At 44.3% G+C, this 23,530-nt stretch carries 22 protein-coding genes and 1 riboswitch; of the genes, 1 reads left to right on the forward strand and 21 read right to left on the reverse strand.

Annotation, left to right across the window (positions count from 1 at the left end; translation table 11 throughout):
- Positions 1-3: 3 nt before the first annotated feature.
- The 12 genes from ACJ28U_RS09930 to ACJ28U_RS09985 form a co-directional block, all read right to left on the reverse strand.
- The gene (locus tag ACJ28U_RS09930) at positions 4-648 is read right to left on the reverse strand and encodes a LysM peptidoglycan-binding domain-containing protein (RefSeq protein ID WP_407619158.1); all 645 of its coding nucleotides are present in this window, start codon (positions 646-648) and stop codon (positions 4-6) included.
- Positions 649-728: 80 nt separating this feature from the next.
- A complete protein-coding gene (locus tag ACJ28U_RS09935) occupies positions 729-2,171 on the reverse strand; it encodes a RecQ family ATP-dependent DNA helicase (RefSeq protein ID WP_407619159.1) in 1,443 nt (480 codons plus the stop codon).
- The gene (locus tag ACJ28U_RS09940; RefSeq protein WP_407619160.1) at positions 2,164-3,216 is read right to left on the reverse strand and encodes a hypothetical protein; all 1,053 of its coding nucleotides are present in this window, start codon (positions 3,214-3,216) and stop codon (positions 2,164-2,166) included. Before ACJ28U_RS09940 ends, ACJ28U_RS09935 begins: the two co-directional genes overlap by 8 nt.
- Before the next feature lie 130 nt (positions 3,217-3,346).
- On the reverse strand, positions 3,347-3,925 hold the full coding sequence (locus tag ACJ28U_RS09945; RefSeq protein WP_407619161.1) for an ECF transporter S component: 579 nt from the start codon (positions 3,923-3,925) through the stop codon (positions 3,347-3,349).
- Between the two features lie 87 nt (positions 3,926-4,012).
- A riboswitch (FMN riboswitch) is annotated at positions 4,013-4,144 on the reverse strand.
- A gap of 26 nt (positions 4,145-4,170) precedes the next feature.
- Positions 4,171-4,689, reverse strand: coding sequence for a hypothetical protein (locus ACJ28U_RS09950; RefSeq protein ID WP_010371735.1), 519 nt, complete (start codon positions 4,687-4,689; stop codon positions 4,171-4,173).
- 87 nt (positions 4,690-4,776) lie between these two features.
- Positions 4,777-5,367 (reverse strand): TMEM175 family protein, encoded by a 591-nt coding sequence (locus tag ACJ28U_RS09955; RefSeq protein ID WP_407619162.1) that lies wholly within the window; start codon positions 5,365-5,367, stop codon positions 4,777-4,779.
- A 45-nt stretch (positions 5,368-5,412) separates the two neighbouring features.
- A complete protein-coding gene (locus ACJ28U_RS09960) occupies positions 5,413-6,180 on the reverse strand; it encodes a pseudouridine synthase (protein ID WP_010371741.1) in 768 nt (255 codons plus the stop codon).
- 5 nt (positions 6,181-6,185) lie between these two features.
- Positions 6,186-6,821, reverse strand: coding sequence for an SMC-Scp complex subunit ScpB (scpB, locus tag ACJ28U_RS09965; RefSeq protein ID WP_407619163.1), 636 nt, complete (start codon positions 6,819-6,821; stop codon positions 6,186-6,188).
- Positions 6,811-7,593, reverse strand: a complete 783-nt coding sequence (locus ACJ28U_RS09970) for a segregation and condensation protein A (RefSeq protein WP_407619164.1) — start codon at positions 7,591-7,593, stop codon at positions 6,811-6,813. Before ACJ28U_RS09970 ends, scpB begins: the two co-directional genes overlap by 11 nt.
- The gene (locus ACJ28U_RS09975; RefSeq protein WP_407619165.1) at positions 7,586-7,957 is read right to left on the reverse strand and encodes a reductase; all 372 of its coding nucleotides are present in this window, start codon (positions 7,955-7,957) and stop codon (positions 7,586-7,588) included. Before ACJ28U_RS09975 ends, ACJ28U_RS09970 begins: the two co-directional genes overlap by 8 nt.
- A 13-nt stretch (positions 7,958-7,970) precedes the next feature.
- Positions 7,971-8,882, reverse strand: a complete 912-nt coding sequence (xerD, locus tag ACJ28U_RS09980; protein WP_407619166.1) for a site-specific tyrosine recombinase XerD — start codon at positions 8,880-8,882, stop codon at positions 7,971-7,973.
- Between the two features lies 1 nt (position 8,883).
- Positions 8,884-9,759: a S1 RNA-binding domain-containing protein gene (locus tag ACJ28U_RS09985; RefSeq protein WP_407619167.1), complete on the reverse strand. Its 876-nt coding sequence runs from the start codon at positions 9,757-9,759 to the stop codon at positions 8,884-8,886.
- Between the two features lie 231 nt (positions 9,760-9,990).
- Here ACJ28U_RS09985 and ACJ28U_RS09990 point away from each other — a divergent pair, with 231 nt between their 5' ends.
- A complete protein-coding gene (locus ACJ28U_RS09990) occupies positions 9,991-10,542 on the forward strand; it encodes a hypothetical protein (protein WP_407619168.1) in 552 nt (183 codons plus the stop codon).
- Positions 10,543-10,597: 55 nt separating this feature from the next.
- Here ACJ28U_RS09990 and ACJ28U_RS09995 read toward each other — a convergent pair whose 3' ends face one another.
- The 9 genes from ACJ28U_RS09995 to ACJ28U_RS10035 all read right to left on the reverse strand — a co-directional run bounded on the left by ACJ28U_RS09995 (position 10,598) and on the right by ACJ28U_RS10035 (position 22,301).
- Positions 10,598-11,563, reverse strand: coding sequence for a cation:proton antiporter (locus ACJ28U_RS09995; RefSeq protein ID WP_407619169.1), 966 nt, complete (start codon positions 11,561-11,563; stop codon positions 10,598-10,600).
- Positions 11,564-11,674: 111 nt separating this feature from the next.
- Positions 11,675-11,845, reverse strand: coding sequence for a type II toxin-antitoxin system RelB/DinJ family antitoxin (locus ACJ28U_RS10000; RefSeq protein ID WP_003607683.1), 171 nt, complete (start codon positions 11,843-11,845; stop codon positions 11,675-11,677).
- A 145-nt stretch (positions 11,846-11,990) separates the two neighbouring features.
- On the reverse strand, positions 11,991-12,437 hold the full coding sequence (gene dtd, locus ACJ28U_RS10005) for a D-aminoacyl-tRNA deacylase (RefSeq protein ID WP_407619170.1): 447 nt from the start codon (positions 12,435-12,437) through the stop codon (positions 11,991-11,993).
- Positions 12,437-14,671 carry a bifunctional (p)ppGpp synthetase/guanosine-3',5'-bis(diphosphate) 3'-pyrophosphohydrolase gene (locus ACJ28U_RS10010; RefSeq protein WP_010371771.1) on the reverse strand — a complete coding sequence of 745 codons (2,235 nt, stop codon included), beginning with the start codon at positions 14,669-14,671 and terminating at the stop codon, positions 12,437-12,439. The genes dtd and ACJ28U_RS10010 overlap by 1 nt, the downstream gene beginning before the upstream one ends.
- A gap of 204 nt (positions 14,672-14,875) precedes the next feature.
- Positions 14,876-18,280: a DNA polymerase III subunit alpha gene (locus tag ACJ28U_RS10015; protein WP_407619171.1), complete on the reverse strand. Its 3,405-nt coding sequence runs from the start codon at positions 18,278-18,280 to the stop codon at positions 14,876-14,878.
- A 101-nt stretch (positions 18,281-18,381) separates the two neighbouring features.
- A complete protein-coding gene (locus ACJ28U_RS10020; RefSeq protein WP_010371776.1) occupies positions 18,382-18,582 on the reverse strand; it encodes a YjzD family protein in 201 nt (66 codons plus the stop codon).
- Positions 18,583-18,686: 104 nt separating this feature from the next.
- Positions 18,687-19,184, reverse strand: coding sequence for a dihydrofolate reductase (locus ACJ28U_RS10025; RefSeq protein ID WP_407619172.1), 498 nt, complete (start codon positions 19,182-19,184; stop codon positions 18,687-18,689).
- A 6-nt stretch (positions 19,185-19,190) separates the two neighbouring features.
- Positions 19,191-21,080: an ABC-F family ATP-binding cassette domain-containing protein gene (locus ACJ28U_RS10030; RefSeq protein WP_407619173.1), complete on the reverse strand. Its 1,890-nt coding sequence runs from the start codon at positions 21,078-21,080 to the stop codon at positions 19,191-19,193.
- A gap of 3 nt (positions 21,081-21,083) precedes the next feature.
- A complete protein-coding gene (locus tag ACJ28U_RS10035) occupies positions 21,084-22,301 on the reverse strand; it encodes a CCA tRNA nucleotidyltransferase (protein WP_407619174.1) in 1,218 nt (405 codons plus the stop codon).
- Positions 22,302-23,530 lie beyond the last annotated feature (1,229 nt).

Here is a 23,530-nt window from a genome sequence, read left to right on the forward strand (position 1 = left end):
TTTTTACTTCACTTTTAGCGATTGCCCGTAATAACTCGAATAATTTGCCGCCGTTAAACCTGGATTCAACGCGTACAGTGCTTCAGGGGTTGTCCCGTTTGCAACGGCAAAACTGTACAAAGTACCTGACTCAAATTTTACACTTCCTGCCTCATCAGTTTCCGATGAAGACGATGACGCTGATGACGAACTAGCTGATGATGAGGATACTTCCTCAGAACTCATGCTACTTGTTGCGGCATTCGCAACGCTTTCTGACTCAGCAATCGCCTTAGACGATGCCGCGGCTTCTTTTGCTGCCTTTTCGCTAGCTGCCTTCGCTGCCTTTTTCGACGCCTGTGTGGCTGCCTGCTTTGCCCGTGACTCTGACTTAGCCGTTTCCGTTACTTTACTTGTAGTCGTCGTGGTCTTAGTTGATGTTGCAGCTGGCAATTCCGTGTTAGTGGTCGCATCTACCGGCTTATTCAACGCTTGCAAATACTTGTAAACGGGCACAAATGACAGAGCAATCACAATCAATACCAAAATTCCAACAACCATGCTGACACGTTGTGACTTACGTCGATTTTGTGTACGTGAGTATTGCTCAGGCGTGTCTTCTTTAAAAGACGCTTCCCATGGCTGTTGTTCATTATTTTTCTCGGTCATGATTGGTCTCCTTACTTCTCTTTTGATTACACCTTAGTCTACACTAACAGCTCATCAAAATTTAGTGTCACACCCATTCCTTAACCTAAATTAAAAAGTTTTGCCACTTGCGCACGCCAATCCGTCACACCAACTGGTTGTTCATCCTGTGCCGTCGCAACTAACGCAAGTTCTTCAGGGTGCCAATCATGTGCACCTACCGATTCAGTATTTGGTGCACCAGTCGTCTCATCCCCAAAGTGCGTCAGTAACGTCGCGCGGAGACCAGACGGTGACTTAGCATACCCAACCAAACGTGCCAAATCAGACTGGCGTTGTTGCCGACGTTGATCAAACATGTCCGCAATTTGGTCTGCCGTTAGCCCTTGCTTGGTATAAAAGTCTAACAAATTAGCCTTATCTTTACCGATTTCATCAGTTCCAAAGCGCTTTTCAAGGTAGCCAAAAATCACTTCACGCGTTGGAATTGTACTATCAATCATATGCAATTGCATCGTTTCATCACCGGGTACATACAACAAAACAGCTGCTGATTGCTCGCCGTCGCGTCCTGCACGTCCGATTTCTTGTAGATAATTTGCTAAATCATTGCTCAAATGATAGTGAATGACATAGCGCACATCATCTTTATCAATGCCCATACCAAAGGCTGATGTTGCCGTAATCACATCAATTTGCCCCAGCATAAATTGTTGTTGAATACGGTAACGCGACATTGTATCCAACCCTGCATGATAGGCAGCCACACGTTGGCCGGTTGTTTCACGTAACCATTCAGCCATTGAAGTTGCTAACTTACGACTCGAAAAGTAAACAATGCCCGGCCCCTTCAACTGTCGCACTAATTCAGCCAAGCGTTCACGCTTTTGGCCTTCATTATCTAGCTGTTCTGTGTGTAAATAAATATTCGGACGATCCACTGATTGGCGATAAATAAACCAATCTTCCGGTGCTAGCCCAAATGGTGTTGTGATATCTGTCATCATTTGCGGAGTGGCTGTCGCAGTTAATAACAAAAGTTGTGGTTGGCCAAGTTTCTGGTGAACTTGTGGCAAGGCCAGATAATCAGGCCGAAAATCAGGGCCCCAACTCACAATCGTGTGTGCTTCATCAACAACCAACAAATTAATCTTTACTTTTCGTAAAGCTGATTGGACCACTGTCTGACCGAGCATTTCAGGTGACACAAACAAAAACTTATACTGGTCCAAACCCCGCAAAATTGTACGGCGGGCATCTTGGGGCAATGTTGAATTTAACGCTACCACCTTAGATTCACCCGCATAATTCAAACGAGCCACTTGGTCTTGCATCAAAGACAGCAATGGTGTCACGATGACAACTAACCCTTCACGTAGATTACCCATCATTTGATAAATAAGTGACTTGCCACCACCGGTTGGCAACATCGCCAATGTATTTTTACCAGCAGTTAACGCTTCCAAGACCTCTGCTTGACCAGGCTTGAAGCTGGTAAAACCAAACTTGTCAGTCAAGACGGCAGTCAATGCTTCCTTATCCACGAGCAGCCACCTCCATTTTGGTTAAGTAAATTTCATATAAACGGAATAAGAAGAACTCACGTGGATCATCTGAAGTCCGTACCGTTGTAAATTCCCAATCATCAATTGGACCAACTAATTTTTCTTCAAAATAACTCACAACATCTGGCGTTAAGTAGTTTTTATAAGGAAAATCACGGATTGGCAACCAAATAGCCGCCGTTAATAAATGTTCACGAATTGTCCCGACTTTCAATCGGCGACTCTTCACCATTTCGTCCATCGGACGTCCTGCGATTACACCGTTATATGACGCTTGCACGCTGTTTGGCAACAAAGGCCGGTGTGCAACTGCATCCCACAATAACTTTAAAGGTGTATTCGCACCACGTTGTAATTCCTCAGACCAAATCGCATACTGATCTAATTGCCAGAAATAAAAATCTTCATCCGTCCATGTTGCTGGGAAGCCAAGTTGTTCAAAATTGAGACCCGGTGTGTTGTGACCGACCCACGTAGCAACTAAACGATCGGCATCCTCTTGCGGCCGACGCTGTAAGAAACGCTGAATTGTTAAGGCCCACGTAGCAACCAGGCGTGGCGAATTCATATTTGCGTACCATTGCTTCACCGCCAGCATTGTGCGCGGATCGATTTGCAAAGGATAGTACTTCTTATTTTCGTATGCGACCTCAGAGACGACTTGGTTGGCTAGCCAAAAAGCTTGCATAAATGTCAGAACGTCATACTTAAGCAAAACAGCTAAGTGCTCGGGCACATAATGCGCGGTTTGGTATGCCATTTGCGCTTCCTGACCGGCTGCGGTCAACACGTACTGACCTTCTGTTACTTCGGACAGCAGACCCTCTGTTACCAACGTTGCAATGCGCTGATCAAAAACTACCTTGTCCAAGCGAGGCATCAAACCTGAGATTTGCAATAAATCATAACGCAGACCCCAATACTCCGTTGACACCGTTGCTTGACGCTTCAATAAACCAAAAATCACCCTGTGCCGGCGAGGTTCATCTGCCGAAAACAGGGTGATCAAGAAATCATTTGTCAACTGCTTGACCACCTCTCACTATTTTCTACTCAGTTTAAAGAAGAAATATCAGTCGTGCAAGCAATTTAGGATAAAGTGTCCGGCTATTGCGCGGGTTTTTACACACCAGCATGACCAGCCGTCATTGGAATTAATTTAATTGTGAATGCGTGTTCGTGATGACCCGTCGCAAAGCCACAAAGACCAGACCAGCCACCGCAGTTAGGATGATACCTTCAATCAAGTTAAACGGAATTACCATCCAAAGCAAATATGTTCCCAGACCAATCGTTGCCTTAATATCGAAATTAGCAAACATCGCGTACAACGGTACCGCATAAACATAATTCAAGATGACCATTGCCAACATCAATCCGACGGTTCCCAAGATTGATCCTGCGATAAAGCGTTTAACAGTCAACTCACGGTGTCCCACCATCAACATAATGACCGTCAATAAAACACCCATCGCGACAATATTCATTGGTAACCCAATGTAGTCATTCACACCCGAATTATTTAAAAGCACTTTCAATAGTGATCGTAAAATTAAAATTGCGTAACCGCTCTTTAAATCAAGCATGAGCGCACCAATCAGAACCGGTACAAACGAAAAATCAATCTTTAAAAAAGTTGCACCAGGTATTAATGGGAATTGTGGAAATACCATTAATACAAACGAAATGGCCGCCAATAAGGCGATAACCGTTAATCGACGCGTCTTGTTCATGAAACAAATCCTCCACCTGGCATACTAAAAGGCCGGCTTCTTCACGCCAGGGCGACGTAAAAAAACCGACCATTACCAGTCAATTTATAAGTTCTTCTGCATACCAGACTTTACTGTCGGTCATGGAATCGCACCATGTCAACCGCATTCGCGGGTCGCGGACTTACTGCGTTGCAGCTTACCGCCGGTCGGGAATTTCACCCTGCCCTGAAGATATTAAATTATTGGTGTAACCTTACCACGCATTAACCATCTAAGTCAACCTTATGACGGAGCTTGTCATATGTGTGCTTTTCATTATTCAACAAATCATAAATCCGCCGAATTTGCGGTGCAAACCACTTCAGTGTCAAATCTTGGGTACCTTGCAACGTTTGAATTTGTAGGCGTCCTCGAATTAAACCCGTATCTGGGTTAATCGTATTCACTTGATCCAAAGTCATTCGTAATGAATCCAAATGGAATGGTCGCCAATGTGCAAAATACAACGTTCCTGAATCACCAAGCGCAAAAGCATACCACTTATAGCGGCCGGTTGGCTCACCAGCATCCGTTAAGCCAGCCATCTTAGTTAAAAAGGCCACCACAACTGTTTCATCATCAGCCAACGAGCTCTCAATATTCTTGAAATGCTTACGTCCTAACCAGCCCATTGGCTTCCATAGCAATGGCCAGCCAGCAACCTTGTGGCTTTTTGCGAAATCATACATGCCTTCGCCGGTCTTCATAAAATTACGACCCGTTCTTGTATCCGGTGTTGCCATGGTTTATACCTCCGTTTTTCGTGCATATCAGCATTATTGATCAAACCGAAATGACCCGTTTGTTAATATTCTATCAGAATTTTACCATTACAAATCTTCCAAAGCTCTGACGTGAACGACTGCCCGTAAGAACAGCCAACCACCCGAAACAACCAAGACCATCCCGCCGGTGACTGGTGGCCAAATAAAAGCCAACCCAGTGCCGATTAATCCAATTGCAATCAAGCCAATTCGACTACGATTCACCCGTCGCATCCGCTTTTGTACAACTGGATTTGCCATGTGCTTCGACACAATGTGGCTCAAGTTGAACAACGCGCCCACCGATAAGACATAAACTAACCCATAAGTCACACTTGGCGCAACACTATTTGGAAATTCACCAAACCACGCAGTCGTTATCGGCACCAACGACATTGGTAACAGTGTCAATACATTAATCCAGAGCAACCCACTATCAACTTTCTTTAAATTGCTGATAATCAGATGGTGACTAACCCAAAAACTCGCAGTAATAATAAAGCTCACCAAATAAGCTAAAAAGGTGCTCATCCAGGCATCATTCATAATCGCCGTCCAATTACCATTCGATGGTATCTTTAAATCCAATACCATGATCGTAATGATAATTGCGAAAACCCCATCACTAAATGCTTCTAATCGTCCTTTTTCCATCATCCTCTACTCCTACAAAAAACGACGGCCAACGCCGTCTTTTTTAGCTTACCAACGCCCTGCAGACTTTCGGTATTGCTTGCCGGCCTTCAAGGCTTGCACTTCTTCATAACGTAGTGGTCGGTATTCACCAGGTGTCAACCCTGCCAAATCCAACATACCGTAACGTTCACGGGTCAACTTTAATACTTCGTGACCGACCGCCTTCATCATTTCCTTGACCTGGTGGTACTTACCCTCGTGAATCGTCAACTTGACAATTGCCGTGTGATTCTTGGTATTCGTCGACGTGATTTCAGCACGAGCTGGCGCAGCCTTAAACGTTGTATAACGACCATTTTGCTTTGTTCGCACCGTCACTCCATGACGTAATTGTTCAAGTTGTTCGTTCGTTGGAATGCCCTTCACCTTTGCCACATAGACCTTATCAATGCGGTAACTTGGGTGCATCAAGCGGTTCGCGAGCTCACCGTCATTTGTCAGCAACAAAACACCGGTCGTGTCATAATCTAAACGACCCACTGGATAGACACGCTCTGGTTCATCCACAATATCCATTACCGTTTGACGGCCCTTATCATCATTTGTCGTCGTAACGACCCCACGTGGCTTATTCAACAAGAAATAAACCAACTTTTCTCGTGAGTCGATTGGTTCACCACTTACTTCGATTTTATCTGATGGTTCTACCTTGGTACCTAACTCACGAACTGTCTTACCGTTCACTGTCACTTTACCGTCTAAAATTAATTGTTCAGACGCACGACGTGAGGCAACACCCGCTTGAGCCATTACTTTTTGCAATCGTTCTGCCATAGGTATTAATTATCTCTTTCTGCTGTTTCAGCTAACTCAGACAAATCAACGTCAAACGCTGATTGTCCACTTTCTTCAGGCATTAATGGCAACGCAACATCTTGCTTTGCCCGTAATGCATCTAGTGCTTCTGCGGTAACAAGGGGTGGCAATTCTTCTAAATCGCCCAAACCGAAGTAATTTAAGAAGTACTCCGTTGTACCATATAGAATTGGCCGGCCCGGTTCATTAGCACGTCCACGACCTTCAACTAGGTTACGCAGCGCTAATTTTTGAATAGTTGCTTGTGATTGCACACCGCGAATCTCGTCCACTTCGACTCGCGTAATCGGTTGTTTATAAGCGATAATTGCAAGCACTTCTAATGAAGCCTGTGAAAGCGCCGTCGTTAACGGTGCTGTAAAATAACGATGAATCGTATCAGCTAGCACCGTCTTCGTGACCAGTTGATACCGTTCGTCAGTTTTCAACACGTCCAGCGCGCTACTATCATCAGTAGCATACTTCGCTGCCAAATCCTCAAGCAACCCAATCACAGCTGGCTTTGCAAAACCAGTGGCTGCCGCCATTTCTGCTACGGTGATACCTTCATCCCCAGCCACGAAGAGCAACCCTTCAATTTGCTGTAGACTATTCTTCATCGTCCAGTTCCTCATTCTCATCATATGGCACGTCACCCAGTTGTAACTGGATGGTGCCGAATTCATTTTCCTGTGTAACAACCAAATTTTGATGACGCACAAGTTCGAGCATCGCCAAAAAGGTCGTTACAAGTTTATCACGACTATCATCTTCACCAAAAAATGATGCGAACGTGCGCTTTTCGCCAGGCGTCATATCTGCCATCATGCGTGACATTTGCTCGCGAATTGACCAAGTCTCGCCACGTAAAGTTCTAGGTCGCACTTGCTTTTTCGTCCGATTAGCAACCATCTGATTGAACGCCAGTTGCAAATCAAAGAGACCCAAACCTTCAGGGAGCGGCGCCACCTCAATATCTTCCGGAATAACCATCGGCGCCCGCGAAAATTGTAATTGTCGCCCCTCTTCACGTTCACGCAAATCGTCAGCTGCCTGTTGATAACGTTGATATTCCAATAATTGGGCCATCAATGCTTCACGTGGATCCTCCTCATACACAAACTCCGCCAGATCCTGATCATATGTCAATTCTTCATTCTTAGGAATCAAATATGTAGATTTAATCGACATCAGAGTTGCAGCCATTACCAAAAACTCGCCTGCAATATCTAAATTGCGTTCTTCGGCTTGATGCAAAAAATCTAAATATTGCTCTGTGATGGCCACGATTGGGATATCTAAAATATCCATTTCATTTACTTTAATTAGATGGAGTAATAAATCAAGTGGGCCATCGAACTCATCCAAATGATAGGTTACTTCTTCAGCCATTCGCTAATTTCCGCCATTCCGTTAAAATCGGTTGAGTTGCAATGGTGCCCACTAGCACTTTGTCTGCATACCGCATTTGCAGCGCTTCATAGATTTCTGCACCAACCTGATTACGTTCATTATCGGCAACTTCAGGGCCAAAAACCACTAAACGTAATACCGCGGAGTCAAAAATCTTCTCGATACCAACCACTGCCACGTAATGCTGGGTTATCGGAGACTGCCACAACAAAATGTCTCGGCAATCGTCAGCTTGATACCATTCAATCTCACGTTGCACCGATGCAACATCATGTAGGCGTGGCAAATATGAAAGCAAGCCCATTGCAATTTTGGGTTGATCTTTTCGAACAACGACTAACATGTTGCCTCCTTAATCAAGCGCGCGGGTGACTCTTTTGATACACCTCAGTCAAACGCTTATTTGAAATATGTGTATAAATTTGGGTCGTAGATATGTCAGCATGCCCCAGTAATTCTTGCACAATGCGTAAATCTGCCCCATTTTCCAAAATATGAGTAGCAAAAGAGTGACGTAAGGTGTGTGGTGACACATCTTTAGTGATGCCCGCAGCTATCACCCACTGTTTAATGAGTTTCCACACACCCTGTCGCGTCAATTGGTGACCATGATCGTTTAGGAAAATCACCTGTTCATCCTGTTGTCGGCCAAGAAAGGGGCGTCCATCCGCTAAATAACGTTGTAGCCAATGCGTTGCAACATCACCAATCGGAATAATACGTTCTTTATCACCTTTTCCGACCGTTTGAATCAATCCTAAGTCGAGGTGTAAATTATCCAAACGCAAATTCACTAATTCACTCACACGCAAGCCAGTGGCATACATCACTTCTAACATCGTTCGATTGCGCAGACCCAACGTTGTATTGGTATCTGGTACCGCCAACAACGCTTCCACTTCGCTCAATGTTAAGACAGCTGGTAAATGCTGTGCCTTTTTAGGTGGATCAACTTGGGTCATCGGATCCGTTGTTGTCCAACCGCTATCAGTTGCAAATTGGAAAAACTTCCTTAAAGTCGACACCATGTGAATCACAGAGTTCCGTGACTTCCCCTGCGTTTCCATTTCACCTAGAAAAGCCATTATCGTAAAACGATCAACTCGAGTGAGTGGCAATGATTTTTCCTTGTCGATTAAATAAGTAAAAAAATGTGTCAAATCTTGCCGGTATGATGTACGCGTGTTGGCTGACAACCCCCGCTCTACCGTCAAATAGTGCAGGTAGTCAACCATATTATCTTCGTATGGACCTACCTGTTTGGACATCTTACTCGCCGTCACTCTCTTCAACCAAGAACAGTCCATTTTCATTTTGGGTAATCTTGCGTTGCTTATACAAGTTTCCAACCGCCCGCTTGAACTGTGACTTTGACATACCAAAATACTTCTTAATTTGCTTTGGGTCTGACTTGTCTGTAAATGGCAAGCTCTTTGTTGATGAACGCTGTAACAACGTCAACAACATCGCTGCATCATCAGAAATTGCCTCATATGCACGTGGTCGTAACGACAAGTTCAAGACACCATCATCACGGACACCGATAACACGCGCATCGACTTCCTCACCAAGACGAGGTTCGCGTTGACGTTCATCCGGGTGAATAAAGCCAAAGTTATAGTCCGGTGTAATGACCAGCGTACCAACCATCTTCAAACGGTAAACCGTCGCTTTAACTTGCTTGTTCTTCATATCTGGCTTAGCTGGAATACGTACTGCTTGCAAGATGTCTGCCGAAGCAAGTTCACCCCACAAACGATCCTTCTTATCAATACGCAATGTAATCATCAGCTTGTCACCACGTTGGGGCCACAATTCTTTAATCGTTGGCAACTCGTCCAACGACACAACAACATCCTTATTTGGTAACCCAATATTGACAAACACGCCCAAATCACGTCGGATATCCGTTACAGTGCCCCAAGCAAAGTGCCCCAAGCGAACGTCTGGAATATTTTTTGTGATTTGTAAATTATGCTTCTCATTTTCGTAAGCAAACCCTGAAACAACGCCACCAACCTTAAGTGGCTTCAACAATTCCGCCTTGTCGATTTCATACGTTAAACCATCAACTTGTGCGAAATAGTACTTGTCATTTTCATCTGTCACCTTAGCTGAGATGATATCGCCAATTTTGTGTGTCATATTTATTTTCTCCATATATCTCTTTACATCAGCTGCATCAACCACTCACAGGTCGTCCGATGCCACAGCGCTGGCAAAGCCGTTTTCACTGACATGCCGTCAGTAAACCTATTTTCTGTCTAACCTCTAGTTTACCAGATGCCCGCGATAATATGTAAACTAATTCTGCATTTTTGCGCAAGTTTTGTTAAAATAAGTAGACATTAAATTTTGAAAGCGAGATTTCCCCTCATGAAGGCAGTTGGAATGGAACCCCAAGTCTTGATCGACATTCTTGTCGGTGCCAAGATTGGTGTTGTTTACCCCTTTGGAACTGATCACCGTGGTGATTTAGTTGTTACATCATACGCACTTAAGCAAGCTGGTTTACCATCAAGCATGGCCGGCGCCGTTGTGCAATTGGAAGACGTTGAAGAAACGGCACCAGGTAACTTCGTCTGGAAGTTCAATCCAGACGTGACGTTGATTCGTCCTTTTAAGGTCCACGGCACAATGGAATTGTTCGATGTCGATGATGACTTGATTCACGCTGAACCAACAAACTGGTTCAACGTCGAAAAGGAAAACGAAGGCCACGCCAAGATTGCTGACTGGATGGATAGCTACGTAGCTACGCACCCTGACATCGATCGTATTCCTCGCGCCGAAATTCCTGACGATATCGCCGCATTGGCTATTTCATTCGATGAATGGCGTGAAGCCTACTTCAACTTCTTGTTTAAGCCATTGAAGGCGCAAAAGCAAGAATTGCGTACAAAGCGCTACGATGTCGACCCATTGTAAGCGTATTTAAAAAGCTGCCTGAATCGCAAAGATTCACAGGCAGCTTTTTTATTTTTTACCGTACTTTTTTGATAAGTGGGCGCATCATCAATGGCGCAATCAAAGTTGACGCAATGATTACGACAACAATTTCACCAAAAACTTTACCAGATAAAATACCACCAGTTGCCCCGATTTGAGCAATCACCAACGCCATTTCACCACGTGACACCATACCGGCACCAATTGCATTTCCAGTGTGCTTATCAAGCCCCGCCATTCGCGCGCCGATACCAGCACCATAATACTTAGTTGCCACAGCAAATACCGTCAGTACCACCATCGCTATCCACGTCTTTGACAGATCATGAAAGACCACATTCAGTCCGATTGAACCAAAAAAGATTGGAAAGACCGTCCATTGGCCAAACACTTCGCTAGCATGCAAAATTTTATCTGATCGAGAAGATTGACGTAGCAATACACCAAATGCAAATGCAACAATTGGCATAATGGTGTTTAAACCAAGTCCTGAACCCCCAATAAATAACGAATATGCCGTGACTAGCAACAATGCCATAATGTCATCCAGCACCGCAGCGCCTAAGATAACCGCACCCATTTGTGTACCAAGTTTACCTTGTTCACCCAGCACCGAAATGGTAATTGAAATTGATGTCGCTGCGAACACAACACCCCAAAACAGCGCAATTTGCCAGTCATAACCAAATACCAACGCAATGACTGGGAAAACAATCAATGGTGCAATAACACCCATTAACGCTGTAAAATTCGCTGCTTTGAAATTATCACGTAATTGACGCGCATCCGTTTCAAGCCCGGCGTTAACCATTAACAACAGCACACCAAACTCTGACACAATGTGCATCAAATGCGAAGGTTCAACCCAATGTAGCAAAGCAGGCCCCACAACCACCCCCGCTATCAATTGGCCAACAACCTTCGCCATTCGTAATTTGGTTGCTACCCAGCCAAACGCTAGCGTAATCACCAACAACAACACCATCAATATAATTTCCATAAAACCTACCTCCAAATCACAAAAAAGCGCGCACTTCTAATCCCCCCTGGTTACCCACCCAGGAAACTTGAAGCACACGCCCAACCGATATCTCTATTCACTTTAAACAAATTACTGATTGCGAGAGAACAAGTTACTAAATGGTGACTCACCAGTGTTCGCAACTTGCGTCAAGAAAATCTTAATGGCCGTTTGAGTTGTCAAACCTTGTGACTTGAAAATCTCATCAGCCTTATCCTTGACGTTGTCCTCAACGCGCAATTGAATCAACTTCTCTGCCATAACATTACATCCCTTCGCAAATGCTTAAATTTGTATAAACATATTGTAGCATATATCGGACTTACAATACTATCAATATCATTGCATATTACTAGGGGATTGTAGGGCTAATCTATGATTTTTATTTGACGTAGCCTAAAATCAGCTATTTATTATCCGTATCAAACACAATTGTTACGGGTCCGTCATTCACCAGGCTGACTTTCATATCCGCCCCAAATTCACCAGTTTCAACGTGAGCACCAGTTGCTGCTAATTTTGTATTAAATCGGTCATACATCTTATTAGCAAAATCTGGGGCACCCGCCGCCGTAAAACTTGGGCGATTACCCTTACGCGTATCGGCATAGAGCGTAAATTGCGAAATCGATAAAATCGCACCATCAACATCCGTTAAGCTAAGATTCATTTTACCAGCTTGGTCTTCAAATACTCTTAAATTAGTGATTTTACGTACCAAATAATCCAATTCTGCATCTGTATCAGCATCTTGAACACCAACCAGTAGCATAAACCCTTGCTTGATAGCGCCAATCTGATTACCAGCTACAGTAACACTGGCTTCTGACACGCGTTGTAGAATAACCTTCATTACTTAAACGCTCGCTTTACTTCGTAGACATCTTTGACATTCTTAATTGAATCCATAATATGTTCCAATTGGTCCAAATTTCGGACACCGACACTCATTGAAATATTAACGTTGTTGTTATGATCGATGCGACCATTTACAAAGTTTAATGACTTTGTTGTGTTGTTGACCGTCCGAATCACGTCATTCAACAATTTGTTGCGGTTGGTTGCTGTCACTGCCAAATCCGCCTCATATTCGTTCTTAGTGTCGCCGTCTGGCTTTTCCCAAGCTACGTCAACCAAGCGTTGACCTTCTGTCTCAGCAGCACGTAAATTAGGGCAACCCAAACGGTGAACTGAAACACCGCGACCCTTGGTTACATAACCAATTACTTCGTCACCAGGTACTGGCGTGCAGCAACGGCCTAACCGAACCAGCAAATTGTCAACACCTTGAATAACAATTCGATCTTCGCCGTGCTGTGGCTTTTCCTTGGCACGCTTTGAATCGTTCTCAATTGTTTGATGCTCTTCCAAAATAGCTCGTTGTTCAGCAACCTGACGTGCTTCTTCCAATTCTGCACGTTTCTCTTCTGTAAACTTGTTTGCGACCCCTTGGGGCTTCAAATCACCAAAGCCAAGTGACGCATACATATCATCAACGCTCAAGAAATGTAACTTTTCGGCCGACTTCACTTCGTTTTCAGCTGACATCAATTCATCAACATCAAAGCCTTCCTCGTTGAGCCAGTCAGCCACCATCTTCTTACCGGCTGCAATATTTTCCGCTTTATCTTGCTTACGGAAATACTGCTTGATTTTATTGCGAGCGCGACGTGTTGAAACCAAATTCATCCAATCGCGGTTTGGTTTAGCATTTTGTGAGGTCACAATCTCAACAATGTCACCCGTCTTAATTGGGTAATCAAGTGGCACCATACGGTCATTAACCTTAGCACCCGTTGTGTGATTACCAACATTTGTGTGGATACTGTACGCCATGTCTAATGGTCCTGCCCCCTTGGCAAGCTCAATAACATCGCCCTTTGGCGTAAAGGCGAATACTCGGTCAGTAAACAAATCACCCTTTACGGACTCCATGAAATCATCCGCATCGCGAGCGTCTTCTTGTAATTCCAAAATGCCTTGAATCACATTCAGCTTTTGCTGATCGGCATTTTGGACATCAGCACCCGCAAAATTACCTTCTTTATACGCCCAGTGTGCAGCCACACCAAATTCAGCAACTTCATGCATCTGGTACGTACGAATTTGAACTTCAAGTGGACGACCACCTGGTCCAATCACTGATGTGTGTAGTGATTGATACCCATTGGCCTTTGGCAACGCGATATAATCCTTAAAGCGACCTGGCATTGGTGTCCAGCGGGCGTGGATAGCCCCCAAAACAGCATATGTCTCCGGAATCGTGTCCACCAGCACACGAATCGCCAACAAGTCGTAAATTTCGTCGAATTTTTTCTTCTTATCAACCATCTTGCGATAGATTGAGTAAATGTGCTTTGGACGACCATAAACTTCAGCATGCTTCAAGTGCAATTCGGTAATCGCGTGTTCAATGTCATCAACCGCTTGGTCAACAATCTCTAACCGTTCTTGACGTCGTAATTGCATTGACTTCGCAATGTCGTGATAGGCTTCTGGTTCTAGATAGCGTAACGACATATCTTCCAGTTCCCACTTAATCGTCATAATTCCCAAGCGATCAGCAAGTGGTGCGTAAATTTCCAACGTTTCCGATGCAATCCGCTTCTGCTTTTCCTCACGCAACGCACTCAAAGTGCGCATGTTGTGCAAACGGTCCGCCAATTTCACAATAATGACACGAATGTCATGTGACATCGCTAAGAGTAATTTACGGTGATTTTCAGCTAATTGCTCCCGTGATGATTTGTATTCAATCTTTGAAAGCTTTGACACCCCATCAACAATAACCGCAACATCATGACCAAACTCACGCTCAACATCTTCTAAAGTTGCGTCTGTATCTTCGACAACGTCATGCAAATATCCCGCCACTACCGTATCCGGATCCATGTGTAAATCAGCCAAAATACCGGCTACTTGGATTGGATGAATGATGTAAGGTTCACCAGACTTACGCTTTTGTTCTTGATGGAGATTGCACGCAAAATCATAGGCTTTATCAACCTTTTTAACATGCTCCTCATTCATATAGCCGGCAACCAAGTCGTGCACTTCTTGTGCGGTTAACACTTTTGCTTCTGCCATAGATTTATCCTCTGTTTTCCAGATCAACACCGATTGGGATTCATACCCGCAGCGTCTAATCCGTATTTATCCACCTGGATAGTTACTGTCTATTGTAACGCACTTTATCCGGCTTTTGATAGCCCTTTGTATTACAGCTTGACGACAGTGTTCGTTTTTAGCCAAAAAGACGACCTATCATCTGATAAGTCGTCCGAATTGTTCTTAGTCTAACTGAAATACCACATTATTGGCCCCTAAAATCTGTTGCAAAGCGTTTAAGGTATCATCCCCATCGGTTAACCAATTTTGTTGGCCAAGTGCTAACTTTTTACCCGTTGCCTCATAGACTGCCAAAACTGGATTTTTGCCATGATGTGACTGAATCACAACATTTAACGCGTCAAGCGCGCCTGCTGCCTCAGCGGCGGCTGTTATTTTCAAATACCACCGCCCAGTTGCCCGACTGGTTAGCGCTTCCGGTTGTCCTTGATTATCGGCACCACCAAAGCGTTTAATGGCTTCTCCCGCATCCATCACCGTATTCGCCACGATTTGGATGTCGTCACGTCCGCGTTGCTGTTCGACTTTACCCGTCACAACGAGTACTTTTTCCGGTTCCAATAACGCTGCTGATCGCATAAACAATTGTGGGAACAACGTGATAGAAATCGAACCTGTTAGGTCCATGCCATCAACAAATGCCATTTGATCCCCTTTTTTAGTGCGAATCTTTTTGACATTTTCGACATACACAATAATCGTTGCCTGGTTCATTCCTACTGCCAGCGAGGCAATATCCAAACGCTTATTTTCAGGTATCGCTTTTAAGTACGGTTCGATTGGGTGTCCACTAAGATAAACGCCCAAATACTCACGTTCATAACCCAATTTTTCTGCCGATGGCAATTCAGCAACTTCCCGTACTTTTGGCGTCAGTGACGCAAAGAGCGACATCGATTCACCGGCTAAACCAACTGCGTCGATGAAACCGCGCAACGATGCCAGAATTGAGGCACGGTTGTAACCAAACTCATCCAAGGCACCTGCATACACCAACGGTTCCAATTGTTCAGCTTTGCGATATTTGCTCTCTAAACGACCAATTAAGTTACCCAAATCTTTAAACGCCCCATTTTCCTGACGCTCACGCAGAATTGATTCACGAAAATCTCGGCGCATACCACCGATCGAAGCCAAACCCATTTGTAAGGCACCCGCTTTATTCATCGAGTAGCCTTGCCAAGAGTGATTAATACTTGGGCCCAGTAAAGTCACCCCCGAAGCTTTTGCCTCCGCAATGTATGTACTAACCTTTTTCTTATCCGCAATGGCATCATTCAAAACCGCTTTATAGAAAGCCGCTGGATAATGCGCCTTAATATAGGCAAGTTGAAAGGCTAACTTCGAATAAGCAACCGCGTGGGACCGATTAAACCCGTACTGTGCAAACGTCTCGATATATCCGAATACCTGCTCAGCGACCTGACTATCATGTCCTTTTGCCACAGCTCCATTAACGAAATCTGTCTTCATGGCCGCAATTTTTGCGCCATCCTTTTTAGACATCGCACGACGCAACAAATCGGCACCACCTAGTGAGAAGCCCGCAAATTGTTCGGCAACACGCATAACCTGCTCTTGGTACACAATGATGCCATAGGTTGGCGCTAAAATATCAGCCATACTTTGGTCAGGTACGTCTTGGGCTTCTTGACCATGCTTGCGGGCCACGAAGTGTGGAATATTCTGCATTGGTCCAGGTCTGAAAAGCGCATTCGCGGCGACAATGTCTTCAAAGCGATCTGGCTGTAGTTGCCGCAAAATATTCTTCATCCCGGCCGATTCAAATTGGAAGACCCCATTTGTCATACCGTGACGGAATAAGCGTAACGTCGCGTCGTCATTTAAATCAATCGTCGCAATATTAAAATTAGCACTGTCTTCTTGTTTCTGGATTTCACGCAACGCAATATCCAAAATGTTTAAATTCGACAACGCCAAGAAATCCATCTTCAAAAGACCAAGCGCTTCTACTGGCCCCTTTGGCAACTGGGTCACCAACCGACCATCTTCACCCAGTTGCACTGGCATTGTATCAACCAATGGATCGGCTGACAGCACAACACCGGCTGCGTGCAAAGATGAATTACGTGGCAGCCCCTCTAGCTTACGGGCTGTCTCGTAAAGTAACTCACCGTCCACTGGCACATCAATGAGGGCATTACGGAACGGCTGTGATTGTTCATAGGCTGCCGTTAAATCAGCGGCATCGCGTGGCATCGCCTTTGATAGTGTATCAATTTGACTAGGATTTAGGCCAAACACACGAGCGACGTCACGAATAACTGCACGTTGGGCCATAGTCGAGAACGTAATAATTTGCGCTACCCGCTCATGGCCATACTTTTCATGCAGATAAGCAAGCACCTCTTCACGGCGGTTATCTGGAATATCAATATCGATATCCGGCATTTGTGCACGTTCAGGATTTAAAAATCGCTCAAACAATAAATCATACGCAATTGGATCAACATCCGTAATCCATAGCGTATAAGCGACCAATGAACCCGCGGCCGATCCACGACCAGGTCCCGTTCGAATCGCTTGCTTGTGCGCAAAATTAATCACGTCCCAAACGATTAAGAAATAATCCGCGAACCCTAAGTCAATAATAACCGCTAACTCTTCATCCAACCGTTGCCGGTAAACAGACTCATCAACATCAAGCCCATGCAAACGATTTTTCAATCCCGTTTGGGCTAAAGTTCTTAAATAATCAGCGGAAGTCTCACCATTGGGTGTCGTAAAAGCCGGCAACGTCACAGCCGACTTCACCAACTCAAAATCAGAGTGCGCAGCAATCCAATCGGTATTCGCAACTGCTTCGGCTAGACCAGCCGTTTCAAACGATGCTTGCCATTCATTGGGAGTCGGCAAATATGCTGTAGCCGGTTCTCGTTGTGCCTGGCCAACATTCGTAATGACCTCACCTTGCCCCAATTTTTGGATCACTTGTGCAGCAAATTGATCACTCGCGTCAGCATAAGTTACTTCCGCCATTGCTAACAACCGGGTTCCCGTTGTGTCAGCCAATTGTTTCATAGCGGTTAACAATTCTGGGCGCATTGTTGGTGTCACGCCCAAAAACACATGATCGGCTGCTGAAGCAGTAATCAACGTTTGAATCATTGTCAACGCCCGTTCCGGTTCAGCCCCTAGTACAACCGACAATTCACCAACGGCAGGCAAAACCACATATAAACCTGATAAAAATTGCGCAATATCCGCAAACGAGGTGGTGTCATGGGTTTGTATATAGCTGCTAATCGCCAAAAGGTGGTGATACCCCGTTTGGTTTTCAACTAAAAAGACAATCGGATAAGGTTGTGATGTCACCAGGCCGTGTAACGTGGCCGTTAAACCCAAAATTGGTTTAATATCGGCCGCCTTCGCTGCGCGATAAAAATTGTCCATGCCATACAGGACATTGTTATCCGTAATTGCCACAGCGGTGTAGCCCTTTGCCTTGGCAGATTTAACCAATTGGGCCGGCATCATTGGACTTTGTAACAAACTAAAGGCTGTCTTTGTCTGTAACGGTACCATTGTGGGCTCCTTTCCGAACATGTTCGTTCAAATTCGTTTTAACTTAATTTCATTATAGCGATTTGCATAACAAAAGACCACCCGCAGAACGTGAGTGGTCTTTAGAGTCGTGTAATCAACTGTTAGTCTTCAGCGTGAGCTGCATCCTTAGGCGCAGCAGACTTTGAAATAGCAGCAAATGCAATCGCACCGATTGCACCAATCACCATCGCAAATAGAGACGTTGCAGTTGCGTTGTATGAAGTTCCTTCCAAGGCACTACCGATATAACCGATAATTTCGCCAAGGATGAACGTCCAAAAGAAAGTTACGACGTACTTCATTTTTTCTACCTCTTAGCCTTTTCTGGCCAAAATGATTTTACTGTCACAGTTTACGCCTATTCCAACCATTTGTCACTTTTTAAACTGTTCCAAATGGCTAACAATTATCGGCGCGTGTATTTCACAATCCGCCAATCATAATCATTATCTGCATCGGCAGGTCCAGTAGCAACCTCTTCGGCGATCCACACTGTTTGATCAACCGGTGGCATGAGGACATCTCCCATAAAATCAGTATCCAAATAGGTGACGTACAAAATATCAGCCACTGGTAAGTAGCTATCATAAATTGCCTTACCGCCAATAACCGCCAGTTTCATGCCTTTTTCATCGGCAATCTGCTCCGCTTCGGCCATTGTATAGACTTTTTCAAAACCGGCAGGCACATCCAACGTTTCATCATGCGTTAACACCATGTTGATTCGCTCTGGCAAGGTACGCCCACCAAAACTCAGCATGGTGTTGCGACCCATCAAAGCAACTTGATGAATCGTTTGTTCCTTAAAAAACTTCATATCAGCTTTCTGTCGCCATGGAATCGAGCCATTTAATGCAATTGTGCCATTATTAGTCTGTGCCCAAATCAAAATCTTTTCAGCCACTATCGCTTACCCCTCTACGCGTTCTGACAATTCTTCCCAACGCATCATCTTATCTTCGAGCGCTTGGTTTGTTTCATCTAATTGTGCCTGTAACTCACTCAACTTACCAAAATCAGCCCCATTTTCGACCAGGTCAGCCTCAATTTGACTAATCTTACCCTCAAGTTCAGCAATGTCATCCTCAATCGTTTCCCACTCTTTTTGCTCAGACCAGGTCAACTTCTTTTTCTTAGGTGCCTCGACAACCGGTTCCTTTTCTGTAACGGGCTTAACTGGCTTTGGCGCATCCGTCGTCGGCGCCCCAAATTCAGCTAGGTAATCGCTAAACATGCCCCGGTAACGCGTAATGCGGCCGGCGCCTTGGAAGATAATCAACTGGTCGGCTACCTTGTCCAGGAAGTAACGGTCGTGGGAAACAGTAATGACAGTGCCTGCAAACGAACGCAAATAGTCCTCCAAAACCGTCAACGTACCAATATCCAAGTCGTTAGTTGGCTCGTCCAAAAGCAACACGTTTGGTTGTTGAATCAACAACTTCAAAAGGTACAAACGACGCTTCTCACCACCTGACAATTGGCGAATCAACGTACCGTGCATGAAGCTTGGGAACAAGAATTGCTCTAAGAGTTCAGCAGCCGATACAACGTTACCGTCACGATCAGTCACTTCTTCAGCAACTTCGGATAGGTACGCCAACATACGCTTGTCTTCCGGAATTGGTTCCGTCACTTGCGTGTAGTAAGCCATCTTAACTGTCTCACCAATTTCAATGAGTCCGGAATCAAGTTTTTGTTCACCCGCAATCGCATTCAATAACGTTGACTTACCAGTCCCATTGGGCCCCGTAATCCCAATGCGTTGGTTGGCTTGAATCAATTCATTAAAATCATCCAAAATGACACGGCCATCAAAGGCCAAACTAGCATGTTCAATGTTGATAACCTTCTTACCTAAACGTTGTTGTCCCATGTTCACTTCAACATCGCCTTCAACTTGACGGGTACCTTGTTGCGCTGCAAGGTCAGCAAAGGCATTTTCTCGAGCCTTTTGCTTCGTAGAACGGGCCTTCGCACCTGTACGCATCCAAGCCAATTCCTTCTTGTAAAGTTGAGCAGACTTGTGTTCAGCAACCGCTTCGGCCTCAACACGTTCAGCCTTAGAGGTCACATACTTCTCATAGTTACCAATGTATTCGTACAACTTACCAAATGACATTTCAAAAATGCGGTTCGTCACGATATCCAAGAAGTAACGATCGTGGGTAACCGTCATCACAGCACCCTTGTAATCAGACAAGTACTTCTCCAACCACTCAATAGAATCAAAGTCCAAGTGGTTAGTTGGCTCGTCCAAAAGCAACAAGTCAGGCGCTTGAATCAACACTTGGGCTAAACCAACACGCTTACGTTGTCCACCGGACAAGGCCGACACGGGCAAATCCAAATTAGGCAAATGCAACTGCGTCAAAATCGTCTTAACCTCAGACTCCGCTACCCAAGCATCCTCTTGCGTCATTTGTTGTTCCAACTTCGTGTAACGGTTCAACAATTTCTCATCAGTTGGATTAGCTGAATACGCCTCCAAAGCGGCCTCGTAGTCTCGAATCAATTGGAACACTGGTTGTGCACCAGCGAAAATAGCTTCCATCACTTTCTTATCGCCATCAAGTGGTGGCTCTTGTTGCAAATAACCGATCGTATAGTCGTTTGGTGTATTAATCGATCCACTGTCAGCAGGATTCAAGCCCGAAATGGCGTTCAATAACGTCGTCTTTCCGGTTCCGTTTACCCCGACAATCCCAACACGGTCACCCGTTTCGATTAGGAAAGAAACTTGGTCAAGCAAGGTCTTCTCACCATAAACACTCTTTAAATCAGTCGCACGTAATTGCTTCATTGTTTACTTCTTCGCTTTCTCTGCCATTGTTTGTGCCTCTGCCAAAAGCACATCATGACTATTGTTCAGGTCACCCGCAACCACTTTTTGCTCAAGTGTTGCCAAAATCTTACCAAATAACGGTCCTGGCTGCATCCCCAATTCCTTGGTTAGGTTACCACCTTTAAAGGCTAACTCACCCTTATTTTTTATCTTCAAATCTTCATAGCGTGACTTAAGCCCCGCGACATCAACAACCAGTTCACTCAACTTAGCAACCGCTAACACGTTGTCGATGGCGTTACCAGCTTCGTACAAATCCCAGGCCGCGACATCACCTAATCGGAGCTTATTGAGCAACTTAATTGAAGCCTTGATTGTCTTAACCATATCATTAGATTGCTTCCACTTTTTCAAGAAAACAACCGCATCTTCTGGTGTTAGGCCAAGCTCAAATACCAATAGTGTCCACGCTGCCACGTCATTTTGAGGTTGCGCATCTGCTAATAGTTCCGCATAACCAATCAAATCAATATCAACCACCTCAAGGCCGGGCATATACTGATTTAAATTCGTTGCAATCATTTCCAGCAGACCGTAGCGAGCCGCCTTACCTTGTAGCAACTTGGTGAACTCTACGTTCGTTCGTTCGATTGCAATGTTCGCTAATAATGGCGCATTATCCTTGATAGCTTGCAATGTGGCTGCTTCAATTTTGAAGTCTAACTGTGCTGCGAAACGAACTGCCCGCATCATACGTAGCGCATCTTCATGAAAACGCTCTTCCGCTTCGCCAACGGCGCGTAAAATATGATTCTCCATGTCTGACAAACCATCAAACATATCAATAATTTCGCCGTCCTTGGTCAACGCAAATGCGTTAACCGTGAAATCACGGCGCTTTAAATCTTCTGCCAAGGAACGAACAAACGTGACCTCATCCGGACGACGAAAATCTGTATAGGTCGACTCCGTTCGGAATGTCGTTGTTTCATATCCTTGACCGTGATCCAAAATCATGACTGTACCATGTTCGATCCCCGTATCCACCGTTCGCTCAAACAAAGCCTTCACTTCCTCTGGATACGCCGATGTGGCAATATCCACATCATGAATTGGCTTACCCAACAGCGTATCGCGGACTGATCCGCCGACAAAATAAGCTTCAAAGCCAGCCGCCTCAATCGTTTCTAAAATTGGCAATGCCGCAACGAACTCTGCCGGCATGTTCTCTAACTTCATTTCAAAGGTCCTCCTTGGACTTACTCGTCCTTTAAGTATACCAGGAAATTGTTGTTAATTTGGCGTACCGTAAATTAAACAAGGTTCACATCAAGGTTATAACGCAATTAAAATCGAAAAGGCTAACCGCTCACATTAAGAACAGCTAGCCTTTTCGTTAAGGTAAGAATATTAAAAAAGCCGATCCGTAGACAAAATACTTATAGACGTTTTTCCCACTTAATTGTAAATATGAACCATTACTTTTAATAATATAGGCTGATAGTATAACGACCAGCATGTCTAAACTTATTCCTGATACGCCGTAAATTAATCCATCTCCTATAATATTAAGTATGCGTAGTGCAAATAGTAAGACAATCAGCAAGTCAATGATGATTAATAATATCAACTGATTTTTAATAGCGTGCATTGGTTTGTCCCTTTTCCGTTTAGTTGCGGTTCTATGCTTATTTAAAGTGTTTGTTTATTACCGTTAATGCAATATACCAACTCATTAATAAGTAAAGAAACCATAATGCTGTTCGTTGTTTTATAGTTGTTGCCAAGATTGCAAATACGATTATTAGTATTAATAGTGCGACAATCTGGGCAATTCTCTTTTTATTAATGTGCATATCGTTCTAATTGCCTGCTTGTTGCTGAAAATATTTCAAAATCCTTAATTGCGTCCATGCCTATTCCTCCTCGATTACGTCATTAATTACACTCTTTGCTTTGCCATACAAACGCCCTAATCCCTCTAACAATTATGTACCATGTTTTTCTCTAATAAAAGTAAGGTCGGTTTACAGATGTAAACCGCGTTCAATAGCTCCTACTCAATGACCCATAAGCAAAGGCAGCCGATCTCAACAAAGTAAAATCAGCCGCCTATGTAAGGTTCAAAATATTAACTTTCACTTTTGGTTTCTAACAAGACTCCCAGTGCACCCAAAGTAGCTATTAAAACCGTAAAATAATTCAACTGCCATAACGTTAGTACCAATCCAAGAAAAAGAATTAACAATTCTAAATTAATTTTGTTATTTCCAGGATTTGCGCTGAATAATCTGAGAATAACAGAAATAAATCCCAGAACGCTTAGTATTGCAACAATTATTAAAAGTATCGTCTTAATCATTCGTCACCCGAAAAAGTATCCCCCCTGGCTAAACTAGCCATACCATTTAGAAAAATGTTTGTGCACCGATTACTGCACTACCACCCTTAATTTCTGATAAATCAAC

Source organism: Weissella sp. MSCH1 (assembly GCF_045799135.1).
Classification (GTDB): Bacteria; Bacillota; Bacilli; order Lactobacillales; family Lactobacillaceae; genus Weissella.